General features: G+C 39.8%; 15 protein-coding genes. 3 read left to right on the forward strand and 12 right to left on the reverse strand.

The annotated features are described in order from the left end of the window. Positions 1–19: 19 nt before the first annotated feature. From grpE to gpr, 6 genes are all read right to left on the reverse strand, one after another. Positions 20–592 (reverse strand): nucleotide exchange factor GrpE, encoded by a 573-nt coding sequence (grpE, locus tag MUG87_RS08130; RefSeq protein ID WP_281503683.1) that lies wholly within the window; start codon positions 590–592, stop codon positions 20–22. Between the two features lie 26 nt (positions 593–618). Beyond that, positions 619–1,650: a heat-inducible transcriptional repressor HrcA gene (gene hrcA, locus MUG87_RS08135; protein WP_247086982.1), complete on the reverse strand. Its 1,032-nt coding sequence runs from the start codon at positions 1,648–1,650 to the stop codon at positions 619–621. A gap of 127 nt (positions 1,651–1,777) precedes the next feature. Further along, the gene (gene hemW, locus MUG87_RS08140) at positions 1,778–2,914 is read right to left on the reverse strand and encodes a radical SAM family heme chaperone HemW (RefSeq protein WP_247086983.1); all 1,137 of its coding nucleotides are present in this window, start codon (positions 2,912–2,914) and stop codon (positions 1,778–1,780) included. 81 nt (positions 2,915–2,995) lie between these two features. Then, positions 2,996–4,822, reverse strand: a complete 1,827-nt coding sequence (gene lepA, locus MUG87_RS08145) for a translation elongation factor 4 (protein WP_247086984.1) — start codon at positions 4,820–4,822, stop codon at positions 2,996–2,998. A 162-nt stretch (positions 4,823–4,984) separates the two neighbouring features. Beyond that, positions 4,985–5,311, reverse strand: a complete 327-nt coding sequence (locus MUG87_RS08150) for a DUF3679 domain-containing protein (protein ID WP_247086985.1) — start codon at positions 5,309–5,311, stop codon at positions 4,985–4,987. Further along, complete coding sequence (gene gpr / locus MUG87_RS08155; protein ID WP_247087597.1) at positions 5,311–6,414, reverse strand: GPR endopeptidase; 1,104 nt, start codon at positions 6,412–6,414, stop codon at positions 5,311–5,313. The genes MUG87_RS08150 and gpr overlap by 1 nt, the downstream gene beginning before the upstream one ends. A 187-nt stretch (positions 6,415–6,601) precedes the next feature. Here gpr and rpsT point away from each other — a divergent pair, with 187 nt between their 5' ends. After that, complete coding sequence (rpsT, locus tag MUG87_RS08160) at positions 6,602–6,868, forward strand: 30S ribosomal protein S20 (RefSeq protein ID WP_247086986.1); 267 nt, start codon at positions 6,602–6,604, stop codon at positions 6,866–6,868. 192 nt (positions 6,869–7,060) lie between these two features. Here rpsT and holA read toward each other — a convergent pair whose 3' ends face one another. Then, a complete protein-coding gene (gene holA, locus MUG87_RS08165; RefSeq protein ID WP_247086987.1) occupies positions 7,061–8,071 on the reverse strand; it encodes a DNA polymerase III subunit delta in 1,011 nt (336 codons plus the stop codon). A 260-nt stretch (positions 8,072–8,331) separates the two neighbouring features. Here holA and MUG87_RS08170 point away from each other — a divergent pair, with 260 nt between their 5' ends. Continuing rightward, on the forward strand, positions 8,332–8,466 hold the full coding sequence (locus MUG87_RS08170; RefSeq protein WP_124563339.1) for a YqzM family protein: 135 nt from the start codon (positions 8,332–8,334) through the stop codon (positions 8,464–8,466). 256 nt (positions 8,467–8,722) lie between these two features. Here the strand turns inward: MUG87_RS08170 and MUG87_RS08175 are convergent, their stop codons facing one another. From MUG87_RS08175 to MUG87_RS08185, 3 genes are all read right to left on the reverse strand, one after another. Beyond that, positions 8,723–11,020: a DNA internalization-related competence protein ComEC/Rec2 gene (locus MUG87_RS08175; RefSeq protein ID WP_247086988.1), complete on the reverse strand. Its 2,298-nt coding sequence runs from the start codon at positions 11,018–11,020 to the stop codon at positions 8,723–8,725. A gap of 87 nt (positions 11,021–11,107) precedes the next feature. Then, positions 11,108–11,557 (reverse strand): ComE operon protein 2, encoded by a 450-nt coding sequence (locus MUG87_RS08180; RefSeq protein ID WP_247086989.1) that lies wholly within the window; start codon positions 11,555–11,557, stop codon positions 11,108–11,110. 37 nt (positions 11,558–11,594) lie between these two features. Further along, entirely contained in the window at positions 11,595–12,152 is a 558-nt protein-coding gene (locus MUG87_RS08185) for a helix-hairpin-helix domain-containing protein (RefSeq protein WP_247086990.1), read from the reverse strand. A gap of 93 nt (positions 12,153–12,245) precedes the next feature. Between MUG87_RS08185 and comER the strand changes: the two genes are divergently transcribed. Beyond that, positions 12,246–13,064, forward strand: coding sequence for a late competence protein ComER (gene comER, locus MUG87_RS08190; protein ID WP_247086991.1), 819 nt, complete (start codon positions 12,246–12,248; stop codon positions 13,062–13,064). 61 nt (positions 13,065–13,125) lie between these two features. Here the strand turns inward: comER and MUG87_RS08195 are convergent, their stop codons facing one another. Both MUG87_RS08195 and rsfS read right to left on the reverse strand, forming a co-directional pair. Beyond that, positions 13,126–13,869 (reverse strand): class I SAM-dependent DNA methyltransferase, encoded by a 744-nt coding sequence (locus MUG87_RS08195; protein WP_247086992.1) that lies wholly within the window; start codon positions 13,867–13,869, stop codon positions 13,126–13,128. Then, the gene (gene rsfS / locus MUG87_RS08200; RefSeq protein ID WP_247086993.1) at positions 13,869–14,222 is read right to left on the reverse strand and encodes a ribosome silencing factor; all 354 of its coding nucleotides are present in this window, start codon (positions 14,220–14,222) and stop codon (positions 13,869–13,871) included. The genes MUG87_RS08195 and rsfS overlap by 1 nt, the downstream gene beginning before the upstream one ends. Positions 14,223–14,226 lie beyond the last annotated feature (4 nt).

The following is a 14,226-nucleotide window of genomic DNA, read 5'->3' on the forward strand; positions in this document are numbered from 1 at the left end:
TCCTCCTCAATATGTAGTGTTATTGGTTGACCTTCACCATAGAAGGGCGAATAACACGATCTTTTAATTTGTAACCTTTTTGAAACTCTTCTACTACCGTATTAGACTCATAAGCGCTGTCTTCTACTTGCATAACAGCTTGATGCAAATGCGGATCGAACGGCTGTCCCGCCGCTTCAATTGCCGCTACACCTTCTTTAGCAAGAGCCTCTGTTAATTGACGATATACCATTTCCATACCTTGTAAAAGGGATTGTGCTTGCTCATCACTTACTTCTACCTTCATTGCTCTTTCAAAGTTGTCAAGTGCAGGTAAAATGTCAGATACAAGACTTTGTGCTCTGTATTTTTCAGCCGCCTCTTTATCAAGTTGAACACGGCGTCTATAATTATCAAAGTCAGCTTGCAGACGAAGCATGCGATTCTCTGTTTCAGAAAGCTTTGCTGTGAGCTCAGCTACTTGTTCTTGTAGACCATTCGATTCAGGGCTCGTCTCTTCTAGAACTTCCTGATCTTCCGTAGCATCAGTATGCTCTTGCTCTGCCATTACTTCTTCTGTTGTATGTTCGTTACGTTCTTCCACCATTTTCACCTCCCTTAAAAATGCGGTTTTATCAATTATGATTTATTGTGCTTTGCGTTTTCGAATACACCTGCAAGCTGCCTTGTAAACAATTGCAGCAAGCTAATCACACGCGCATAATTCATGCGGGTTGGTCCGAGAATTGCGAATGTACCAAGTGTATCCTCACCGATAGAGTACGATGCCGTAATAAGACTACAGTCCTCCATAGCAGATGGGCCATTTTCTCGACCAATCTTTACCTGCAATCCGGCTGTATTACCCAGTAGGTGGTAGAAATCATGCTCCTTATCAATCATATGAAGCAATGAACGCACCTTTTGAATATCATGGAACTCAGGCTGCGATAGGATGTTCGTTTTACCACCAAAATAAATTTTTTGCGATGCACTAAACTGGAACGTACCATCAAGCAATTTGATAACCTGATCATAGTTTTGTACGTGTTGACGCAAGACAGTAATAATTTCTTTAAAAATTTTATTGTGAAGCTCGGAGATTGGTATACCAGTGAGCTTTTCATTTAAAATATTGACCATTCGTTCCAAATCCGCAACTTGAATGTATTCGGGAATCGTAATTGTTCTACTTTGTACGTGCCCGGAGTCGGTTACAATGATAGCCACTGCGGTATCGGCTGCAATTGGAACAATTTGAACGTTCTTCAGCTTATTTTCACTGACCTTAGGACCTAGTACAATCGCTGTGTAACTTGTCAAATCTGATAAAATTTCCGCCGACTGCTGTGCAATTTTCTCCATTTCAATCATGCGCTCCGCGAATACGCCTTTTACTTTTACAATATCTTCTGCAGGTAAGCGCTGCGGAGATAGCAAATGATCAACGTAAAATCGATAACCTTTCTCAGATGGTACGCGACCAGAAGAACTGTGTGTTTTTTCAATATATCCTTGTTCTTCTAAATCAGCCATCTCATTTCGGATGGTGGCAGAACTGAACGTAATTTCATCTTTCTTTGACAATGTGCGTGAACCTACAGGTTGCGCAGAACGGATGAAGTCGTCAATGATAATTTGTAAAATTAAGAGCTGACGTTCTGTAAGCATATATCATCACCTCTGTTAGCACTCTTTTACTTCGAGTGCTAAATCTAATATTAAATTACCAAAACTCCTGTATCATTGTCAACGCTTATGCATACGTAAGCTAAAAATTTAGTTATACATGTAACGTTTATTCCATTAAGAATGTTTGAAATACCTCATTCCCCAATAGCTTACCTGCTCTTGTGAGACGAATTGTATGTTCCGTTTCTTCGAGCAAACCACGCTTCACCTGTTGCTGAATTTGTTTTTGAAACACTTTGTGTACAGACGTACCATATTTTGAAACAAACTTTGTTTTGTGTACCCCTTTTTCCTTACGAAGTCCCAAAAACATTTCCTCTTCCATTTGTTCATCCTTTGTCACATTATGTGAAGAAAGGTATGGTAATCCCGCATCATCTATCGTTTCAAAATATTTTTTCAGCGGTCCCACATTTTGAATACGTGTGCCGTCTACATAGCTGTGCGCCCCGGCTCCAAATCCATAGTAGTACTCATTATTCCAGTAAGTTAAGTTATGTCTGCTTTCATACCCTGGTTTTGAAAAGTTGCTTATTTCATATTGAGAATAGCCATTACGTGACATCGCATCCATTACCATTTCATACATGTTAGCTTCATTCTCTTCTCCAGGCAAAGGTAGCTTTCCGCGACGCATAAGATTATAAAAGACCGTTTTAGGCTCAATAATAAGCGAATACGCGGAGAAATGTTGCACACCAAGCGTAAAAGCTGTTTGCAAGGTATCTTGTAAGTCTTCCAATGTTTGTCCAGGAAGCGAGTAAATTAAATCTACATTCAGATTTGTAAACCCTACTTCTTGCGCCTCTGTAAGAGCCTTTAATACGTCACGCTTTGTATGCACACGACCAATACTTTGAAGTAGCTGGTCATTAAAAGACTGAACACCGAAGCTTAGCCGATTCACGCCTCCGTCAAGCAAAAGCTGTAATTTTTCTTTTGGTAAATCACCCGGATTTGCTTCAAATGTCAGTTCGTAATTTACTGTACGTGGTACTAAATGTTTATTAATTACAGAAAGAAGTTTTTCCGTTTGCGTCATATTTAATGCGGTTGGTGTGCCACCTCCCACAAAAATAGTGTCTAATTGCTGAAATGGCGCAACTTGTAAAGTGTTTACTATTTCTTTTTCTAAATACTCCAAATATAAATCAACAGGCTGTCTATCAATAAAAACCTTGTTAAAGTCACAATAATGACAGATATGCTGACAAAACGGAATATGAATATACGCTGCTCGCATTTGAAGCTTCCTTTCTTCATACGGTTATACCTTAATAAGAACACAAGCAGATAATAAATAAAAAGCCGCGACCGCGGCTTTTTATTTATTATCATCCATACGTAAAACTGCCATGAATGCTTCTTGCGGCACTTCAACAGAGCCAACAGATTTCATACGTTTTTTACCTTCTTTTTGTTTTTCAAGAAGTTTGCGCTTACGAGAAATATCTCCACCATAACATTTTGCCAAAACGTTTTTACGCATTGCTTTAATGGTAGAACGCGCAACAACTTTGTTTCCGATAGCGGCCTGTACAGGCACTTCGAATTGTTGTCTCGGAATAAGCTCCTTCAATTTCTCTACAATTACTTTACCGCGCTCATACGCAGAATCACGATGCACAATAAAGGATAAAGCATCCACGTTCTCACTGTTTAGCAAGATATCCATCTTTACAAGCTTAGACGGCTTATAACCGATTAACTCATAATCAAATGATGCATATCCTTTCGTACTGGATTTTAATTGGTCAAAGAAGTCATATACGATCTCAGACAATGGAATTTCATATGTTAGCGTAACGCGACTTTGGTCTAGGTATTGCATATCAATAAATGTGCCGCGTTTGCCTTGACAGATTTCCATAACAGCACCGACATAATCATTTGGTACCATTACTGTCGCTTTCACATACGGTTCTTCGATGCGATCAATTGTTTGTGGATCTGGCATGTTAGACGGATTATCTACAATAATTTCTTCTCCGTTTGTTAAATACACCTTGTAAATAACACTCGGTGCTGTTGTAATCAAGTCAATTTTAAACTCGCGCTCAATGCGCTCCTGAATGATTTCCATATGAAGAAGCCCCAAAAAACCACAGCGGAAACCAAAACCAAGTGCCTGTGATGTTTCTGCTTCAAACTCCAAGGCAGAGTCGTTCAATTGTAGCTTTTCAAGTGCTTCTCGCAAGTCATTGTAACGTGCTGTATCAATTGGATATAAACCACAGAATACCATTGGGTTTAATTTACGATAACCAGGCAAAGGTGAAGCAGCTGGACGCTTGGCATGTGTAATAGTATCACCTACGCGCGTATCGCCTACGTTTTTAATAGAAGCGGTTAAGAATCCTACATCACCGACTGTCAATTCATCACGCAGGACTGCCTTCGGTGTGAATACTCCAACTTCTGTGACCTCAAACTCTTTCCCTGTCGCCATCATGCGGACTTTATCTCCAACCTTTACTGTACCATTCACAACGCGAATATACGCAATAACACCGCGATATGCGTCGTATAACGAGTCAAAGATAAGAGCTTGTAGTGGTTCTTCTGGGTCTCCCGGCGGGGCAGGTACTTTTTCTACAATTTGCTCTAAAATCTCTTCAATTCCAATTCCCGCTTTCGCAGAAGCCAATACAGCTTCTGATGCATCAAGACCAATAACGTCTTCTACCTCTTGACGCACGCGCTCCGGATCAGCACTTGGCAAATCAATTTTATTAATGACCGGCAAAATTTCCAAGTTATTATCAAGCGCAAGATATACATTCGCTAATGTTTGTGCTTCAATGCCTTGTGCAGCATCCACAACTAAGATTGCACCCTCACAAGCCGCCAAGCTGCGTGACACCTCGTATGTAAAATCGACATGTCCTGGTGTATCAATCAAATGCATTGTATACGTTTCGCCGTCTTTTGCTTTATAATTCAACTGAACCGCATTCAGCTTGATGGTAATTCCACGTTCACGCTCTAAATCCATTGAATCCAGTAACTGATCTTTCATCTCACGCTGCGAAAGCGCACCCGTTTTTTCTAAGATACGATCGGCTAGCGTTGATTTCCCGTGGTCAATATGGGCAATAATAGAAAAATTACGAATTCGAGATTGCCTACTTGCTCTTTCTTCTTTATTCATCTTCTCACTCCTACTGATCTCACACACTAGCCTTGATTATATCAATACGGCAGCGAAGATTCAACGAAAATTGCCAGAAAGCGATCGCATAAAGTATATCTATAGTTATTGGGCATAAAAACAAGAAGGTATAGTGCCACTATGTATCAACAAATCGGACAACTACCTTGTGTAGACCCACGTTGCAAAGATATCACGAATTTTTTGAATCATTCCGTCTGTGACTACGTATGTTAATTGTTCAACTACACTTGTTATCAATTGAGCGCTCCCTGACCATATGTTAAAGGTGTGAACACTCTCTAACTGCCGCTCTTTTTCCTCTATTCTAAATGGCTCAGATTTCCCCGTAACATGGGCAATATCATCATAGCTGTAGGAATACCCCTTCATACGCTTTAATCCGTCTCCAGCAAGATGGATGCACGTCGCCGTAATAACAGAGAGCAATACCAACAGAAGTCCGCATTTTTTTACGAACTCCTCCATTAATGTGTATATGCCCCAACATTATCCTGATCTACCTGGTGATGCAAGGCAGCATTTAATCCCCCAGCTAAAATATTGGCCATATCTTCAATAAACACATCCACTTCTTTAGGTGTGACCATCAAATTATGCCCAAGAGGTGCTAATACTTCATAAATAAGCTTTCTTTTTTCCTCTTCCTCTAATGTCCCGACAATTCCCATAAACATATTACGTTGCTTTTCTCCTGGCATATCATCATCTGTGAATTTTTTCTTTTCTCCAAATGAGAAACCTGCCGGCAGCAAAGATCTTGATGGCTTGTCTCCTTCTTTCATCTCTCGCCCAAAATGCTTTAAAATAAAATCTATTGTGTCGCTTGTAATGGAAACTGCGTCTACTACAGTAGGAACACCAATCGCTATTACTGGAATTCCAAGCGTCTCTTTACTAAGCTCTTTTCTCTTGTTTCCAATTCCTGAGCCTGGATGAATACCTGTATCTGAAATCTGGATTGTTGTATTTACCCGCTCGATAGAGCGTGCTGCTAATGCATCAATAGCAATTAAAAAGTCAGGTTTTGCTTTTTCAATTACCCCATGAATAATATCACTTGTTTCAAGTCCTGTAATCCCCATCACACCAGGACGTAAGGCGCTAACAGAACGAAATCCTTCTTCGACTTGTTCGGGTTGCAATTCAAACAGGTGGCGCGTCACGAGTAAATTTTCTACAACGATAGGCCCTAACGCATCAGGTGTTACATTCCAGTTACCAAGACCTACCACCAAACAGCTTGCTTCTCTTCCTACACCGATTTCCTCTAAAAAATGTGAGAATTCTCTGGCGAATACCTTTTCTACCTTTTGCTGCAGTTCTGTATCTTGTTGGCGTATTCCCTGTATTTCCAGCGTTAAATAATTGCCTGGCTTTTTTCCCATCGCTTCCGTTCCTGTATCTGCAATCGTTACCTTTGTAATTATCACCCCGTCTTCCTCACGCTCTTGTATATCAACGCCTGTCACCACACCAGGAACCTGCTGACGTTCTTGTACCAATTTATGGGCTTCTACCGCTAAATCTGTTCGTACGGAATACTGGCTTAAATCCAGTTCACTCATTATTCATCCTCCTAATCTATATGAAATGTGCTTATATTTCCCTAAAATAAAGGTGCTCATTCTTAGACAAAATATAGTTTGTAAAAATTTCATTGCCGAACTCTATTGCAATTACCTCTTTCGTTTGATAGAATATCTCTTGTTCTATGTAAGTATCGAGTTACTCGATCGCACCAGGGAGGTGAAAGATATGGCAAACATTAAATCTGCTATCAAACGCGCTAGCCTTAGCGAAGAGCGTCGTGCACATAACGCTTCTCTAAAGTCTGACATGCGTACAGCTGTTAAAACTGTAGAAGCTTTACTTAACAATAACGATCTTGAAAATGCAAAAACAGCTTTCGCAACTGCTGCGAAAAAGCTTGACAAAGCTGCAACAAAAGGCTTGATCCACAAAAACGCTGCTGCTCGTAAGAAATCTCGCTTAGCGAAACGTCTTAACGTTACAAACGCGTAATGATGAAACGATCCAACTGGGTCGTTTTTTTTTATGGCTTCGCGCAAATTAATAGTTATCCACTAATTAGGTAGGGAATTTTACATTCCCAAAGGTATGTCACACATTTCATTTAAAAAAACCTCATTATGAACAAGAATTACGCTAACCCCTTTATACAAAAAACAGGTTGAAGCAAAAGCTTCGACCTGCTTATAAAGCATTTAAGTTCATAATAAAAAACTCTAAAACCAGCCGTTTTTCCATTTTCCCTGTTTTCACATCATAATCTGCATCAGCAAGCTTGCTTGTGATAAAGCGCAACTGCTCAAATGAAAATGAATTTGTTTGCTTCATCGCCAACTTAACACGATACGGATGGACACCAATATGAGAAGCAATTTGATTTTGTGCATATCCCTGTTGCTGCAATTCCTTTACTTGATATAATAAACGAAACTGCCCTGCAAGCAATGCCAAAATCTTAATTGGTTCTTCTTGATGTACAAGCAACTCGTCCAATATGCGCATAGCTGCGCCAATATTCCGTTGCACCACTTTTTCCACCAACATGAATACGTTTTGCTCGATTGATTTAGGAACAAGCTCCGCAACCATACTTGCCGTGACATTCCCCCCAATTTCACAATACAAGCAAAGTTTGTCTATTTCCTGCGATAAAACCATAATATTGCTTCCTACTAACTCTAGTAGCTGATCAATAGCTGTTTCTTCCATCGTAATTTGATGTTCAACCACTTTTTCATGAATCCATTTCCGTACATCCGCCAATTGCATAACGTTAGCTTCCATGACTTCTGATTTTGTTTTTAAGAGCTTAGTAATTTTTTTACGCTCGTCCAATTTTTCAAATGGAGCCATAAAAACTAGAATAGTAAAGGGAGATGGCTCTTGTAGATATTCCTCAAGCACCTTCACATTTTGTTCAATTTTCTCTTTTTGTGAAGTTAAAAACAGCGGTGATTTTATAACAATTACTTTACGCTCTCCAAAAAACGGCAATGTCTTCGCATCTTCCACTACATCTTCTAAATAAGAATCTTCTAAATCATATACGACTGCATTCAACTCCCGATCCTGCTCCTCAAGCGCTTCTGTAAGCAGTATTTCCAGCGTCTCATTTATAAAGTACATTTCAGTGCCGTATAGTAAATAAACAGAGGCAAACTCGCCTCTTTTTAACTTCTTATGTATATTGTTCATAAGTAAACTCTCCCGTAAACAGTTATATCTCTATACTACTTGTAGCACGTATCTTTTACAAGCACAGTCAGGACAGGCACCTGTCGTGCCCGCCCCCAATCTATATGAAACGTCAACATGCAAGTCCCGGGATACTTACCTGTTAACGATAAACGCTTCGCGAACGACTTCCTCACCGACATCATATCTCACAGAGAAATTGTAGATTTTTTTCTGACATTACCTTATACTGAAAGTAATGAGTTGGGAGGGGTATATCAATGAATGAGTTCGAAAAAAACGTTCAAAGCACACGTAATGATGCAGTAGATTCAGGGGTTGGTTTCATTGTTTCCTTCGGGTTCTTCACTACTTTATTTGTCATTGCAACAGTAATTCATTTTATTGCTTCCTAAGACTGCCACGCGCAGTCTTATTTTTATCAAATTCTAGTTTTGTAAACACCCGAGATATTCTACGCATTAAAAAGGAGAGAGTTTAGATAATCCCATGTAGGAATCCCAAAGTATAAACAGTAAGAAAACCATTGCACAAGAACCACTTTTCAATACTTACGGACTGACTCAGCATGCACTTCCTACAAGGACTCTACAGCGCTTATTATTCTTTCCTGTTTAAACGATTTATGCCTATATCATGAAGTCTCTTTTTTTATATGTCATCATATGTGATATACCTTTGAAAGGTTCCCCCTTCAGCTGTAAATGTAAAAATAATTGCGCCATGCTGATCTGTACGCCATATAGAAGTTTTGTTTGCTGTTAAACGTTGTAATACTTCTGGATGAGGATGTCCGTATCGATTTTGTACACCGGCTGAAATGATAGCAATTGCAGGTTGTACTGCACGGATGAACTTGTCGGTTGTAGATGTCTTACTGCCATGATGCCCGACTTTTAAGACGTCTGCTGGAATAGAACCATAACGTTTCACCAAATGCTCTTCTCCATCCGCTTCTAAATCTCCAGTGAACAACCACCGTTTGCCTCCCATTTCCGTATACAAGACGATGGAAGAATCATTCTCATTTCTCGCCTCGTTTGCTGGTGCTAAAACAGTAAATCGATATGCTCCACTCTTCCACGTGTCTCCCGTTGTCACAGTCCGCACAGTACTACCTGTTTTTAGCGCCAGTCGCTTGCTTTCTTCCTCCAGTTCACTATACAGCATCTTTTTCCCCACTATCACTTCTTTTATCGATACCGCTTTTAAGATATCCTTGGCGGCGCCAATATGATCTTGATCTCCGTGTGTTAGAATGAGCTTATCAATGCGGCGAATGCCCTGACTTCTTAAATACGGCAAGAGCACATCCGTTCCTACAGAGTACTCTCGTTTCCGAATCTGCCACGACTCTTTTGGCAATGAAATATTTCCCCCAGTGTCAATTACATAGGTTGCTTTCGAATACGGCAACTGAATAATAATACAATCCCCTTGTCCCACATCTAGAAATGTAACGGTACCATGCACACGAAAAAATGGTGACACATAATGAAAACCACATAATAAAACTAGCATAAAAATACAATGTACTAGCCATTTACGCCATACCCTTCCCTCCCAAGCAATAAAGATTGCAATTATACAAACCACATACAAAACTGTTACATACCTTGGTGACGCACCAAATGTGAGTTGACGAAACGGCAACTTTTCACACACAGATAGCAACGAATTGGATATATCTAGGAGGTAGTTAAGGAACTGCGCCATTAGCTGTGCTAGAGAAGGGAGTACTACAGATAAAGAAAGGGTGATAAGACAAAGAGGTAAAATGATGAAGGAAAGGTATGGGACATATACGAGATTTAAAACAAGGCTATACGGGGAGATTTGTCCAAAATAATGCAAAGTCACAGGAATAGCAGCCAGTTGGGCTACAATGCTCATGTTAAGATACATTTGCCACCATCCGCCCCTAAGCATAGTTTTGGAGGACAGAAGTAAAACAGCAGTTGAAAATACAGAATACTGAAACCCAATATCATATAATACATAAGGGTTGTGGAGTAACATGAGTAGAACCGCAATCGATAAGATGTCTAAGCCGGACATACGAAGCGTGAATAGTGATGCTAATAGTGCACATATTCCCATCAAAGAAGCGCGAATAACTGATGGCGAGGCCCCTGCTAAAAACATATACAATGGCACAATTACAACGAATACAGCAGCTGTCATCTCCTTTGTTACACCCAGACGCAATAATATATACCCTCCTATACCAATTAATAAGCTGATATGGGAACCTGATATCGCTAAAAGGTGCACAAGGCCCAACTCTTGGTACGCACGCTCTGTCTCCTCTTCTAGCCCGTAACGATCACCGTATACAAGGGCATTTGTAAAGGCTGCAGCTTGTTCAGGAAGATGAGCATTCACATAGGTTATAGCTGTTTTCCTTATAGAGAATAAACGATGAGTAAACGATGGGTTGGATGTACAAGAAGAAATTGTGGAGGCACGAAATAAATAATGGATTTGTTGTTTTCTTAAATACTCCCGATAGTCAAATAGACCTGGATTACGAGAAGGTGAAGGAATTTCACTTGTACCTGTAAAAAAGCATGTTAGTCCAGGCATTTGCTTCTTCCACTCCTGTTGTTCCTTATAAGTTTTTAACTTATAAACGAGCCGAAAAGACGCATTGTCAGCCGTAGCTATAAAAGAGAGTCGATCACCGTCTACAAGAGGGGGAGTTTCAATGGCACCATAAAACGAAGAAAGAGGAACAGAAGGCGTATTTTTCTTTTCTATATATTGCATATACATAACAGCAATTAGGAAACCGCTTATACTTATAACAAAGCTACGCATAGGAAGCATATAAAACAAATATAGTGTATACAACGCAATTACAAGCAGCATATACCAGACAAACTGGGACGACACCGTTACAATTCCTACTGCAACGGATATTAAAATATATATCCATTGACCTTGCAAGCTCATTCACCCCTTTATCATAATAGCAAAACGGAAAAACTGACAAAAAATTAAAATGCAGTATGTCAGTTTTTCCGTTGAAATCCTTTATTCTTTTTCTGTAATCGTATAATGCAATGGCACATGCTTTACATTCACACCGGCCTGTTTGAAGAGTTCCAGTGCATATGGATGATTTTTATAGTCCGTTGCATAATATATCGCTACAATACCACTTTGAATGATTGCTTTACAGCACTGCAGGCAAGGAAAATGGGTGACATATAGCTCCGCCCCTTCCGTTTTCGCCCCAAATTTAGCACATTGTAACAGAGCATTCATTTCCGCGTGCACAGTACGTACACAATGATTGTCAATAACATAACATCCTTCATCAATACAATGTACACCACCGGCAATCGATCCGTTATATCCGCCAGCAATAATTCGTTTATCTCTTACAATTGTTGCACCAACCGCTAACCTTGTACAAGTACTACGCAGTGATAGTAAATAACTTTGTGTCATAAAATATTGATCCCAAGAAATACGTTCCATCGCTCTCACCTTTTTTGTTTACAGTGTACCATTCGTTTTAGGGAACGACAATTTGTTCTTTTATATTTGTTAGCGACTTTTCACCAATTCCGTCCACTTCAAGCAAATCTTCTATCGTTTGAAAGGGTCCATGTTCTTCTCGATATCTTATAATACTTTCCGCCTTTTTGGGGCCGATTCCCGGAATTTTTTCAATTTCTTCTTTCGATGCTATGTTTATAGCAATTTTGTTAGTCTGAGGAGCAACAGGAACTGCTCCTGGATCTGTTTTATTTGGTACATATAACAACATCTGATCATGTATAAACTGCGCTAAATTGATTTTAGAAGAATCTCCTTCTGGCAGCAATCCTCCTGCCTTGGCAATCGCGTCTTTTACACGAGTTCCTTTAGAAAATTCATATACCCCCTCTCGTGCGACAGCTCCCTTAATATCTACGAACAAAACAGTTTGTTCCGCCTCTTTCATCTGTTCCTGTGGCGTGCTTATAGGTACACTTTCATCTTTCTTTTGATGTACACCCAAAAAAAACAGGCACAATATGACACACACTACAACACCTAGCACTAACCATTTTTTATAGACTTCTATCATAAGTACTCCTTTCCGACATGTAAGCCAAAATCATAAAATACATAAATACTTCATATTGTTTAGGAGAAAGCATTGCAAGGGAGGGACGGGACATTGAACATAGGTATCATCGGAACGGGAAATATGGGACGAATTCTCATTGATTCGTTTATTGAAGCACAGGCAGTCGATCCCGCAAATATAACGATTATTAATCGCACATTAACAAAGGCACATCATATTAAACAAAAGTATCCTTCCGTTCATATAGCAAGCTCTATACAAGAAGTGATTGCACGCTCTGACCTAGTCTTGATCAGTGTTAAGCCACATGAGATATACCCGATTCTACAAGAGAACAAAGCTGCTTTTACATCAGAGCAATGCTTGCTTTCTATCACCAGTCCAATCAGCACAACACTTCTTGCTTCTGTTGTACCATGTGGCGTAGCACGCATTATCCCCAGTATTACAAATCGCGCGTTATCGGGCATTTCACTGTGTACATTCGCTTGCACAAAAGAATGGGAAGAGAAGCTACTTCTCTTATTTCAACATATCTCACACACTGTTCATATTGAAGAAAATGTTACAAGGGTCGCTTCTGATATCGTAAGCTGTGGTCCTGCCTTTTTTAGCTACTTATTGCGCCGTTTTATTGATGCTGCAGTTGCAGAAACGCTAATTACGGAGGAACAAGCAACAGAACTAGCTAGCGGTATGCTAATCGGAATGGGAAAATTAATTGAAAAGCAAGTCTTTACCCTTGATACACTACAGGAAAAGGTTTGTGTTAAAGGCGGTATTACAGGTGAAGGCATTGCGGTGATGGAGGCAGAGCTCGGAGACATGTTTGCACACGTATTTCAAAAAACACACAGTAAGTATTACGAGGATATCGAAATCATTCATAAACAGTTTAAAACCTACTAGAAGATACAATTCGACACAATTCTTGTTTCTCCTTCCATACAACAAAAAAACCGCGATGAAATCATCGCGGTTTTTTTTGCGCAGTAAAAAAGATACGTTCTGTTGTATCTGTCAGTTCTTCCGTAAAGTCACCTTCCACACACAATACAGTAAAACCAGCTTCTTCAAGCCAAGATGCAATATGGTCCGTTTCATACCCTCGCTGCACATGAAGTTCATCAAAGCGCTGATAATATTCACCGTCTTGCACAAAAAATGTCATTTCATGCTCAACACTGTCTGGCTCTTCACCAGGAAAGCAATTCCAAATTAAAGCGACTTTTTCCTCATTAATTGTATACGTTTCATTCATAAATACTTGATGTATTTTATAAAGTGAGTGTACATCAAATAAAAACAAGCCGCCGGGCTTTACATGCTCATATACCTTTTTAAACGTCTGTTTTATACCATCTTCTGATGTTACATAATTGAGAGAATCACAAAAAATCGTGACACAATCAAATTCCCTGCCAAGTGACAGCTCCCTCATATCCTGTTGATAAAATGCAGCATCATAGCCTGCAGACAGCACCTTTTCATGAGCAACAGATAGCATATCATCTGATAAGTCTACCACAGTTACATCATACCCTTTTTGCATAAGGGGCAGGGCAACACTTCCAGTTCCACATGCAACATCTAATAAGGAAGGAGCAGTCAAGTGATATTCGCTCATTTTTCTCTCAACAAACGACACCCATTTCTCATATGGAACATCGCTCATGAGTTCATCATAAAGCAACGCGAATTGTTGATAACTCATTAACGCAACGCCACCTCGATGTCTTCACGCGGTGCATCGCCCCACAGTCTTTCCAAATTATAATAATCACGATCATCACGATGGAAAATGTGAGCTACAACATCTCCCATATCTACAAGTACCCATTGTGCTTCTTCCATGCCCTCAATACGCTTTACATCAAATCCGTGCTCATGCGCTTTTTCCTTCATTTCACGAGCAATGGCTTGTACTTGTTTATCAGAATTACCGTGGCAAATAATAAAATAATCTGCAATCGTAGAAATGCCTTGCATATTTAATGCCACAATATCCTCTGCTTTTTTATCGTCAGCAGCCTTTACTGCTACGTGTAATAGTTCTAATTCTTTCATTCAG

The organism is Ectobacillus sp. JY-23 (assembly GCF_023022965.1).
GTDB lineage: Bacteria > Bacillota > Bacilli > Bacillales > Bacillaceae_G > Ectobacillus.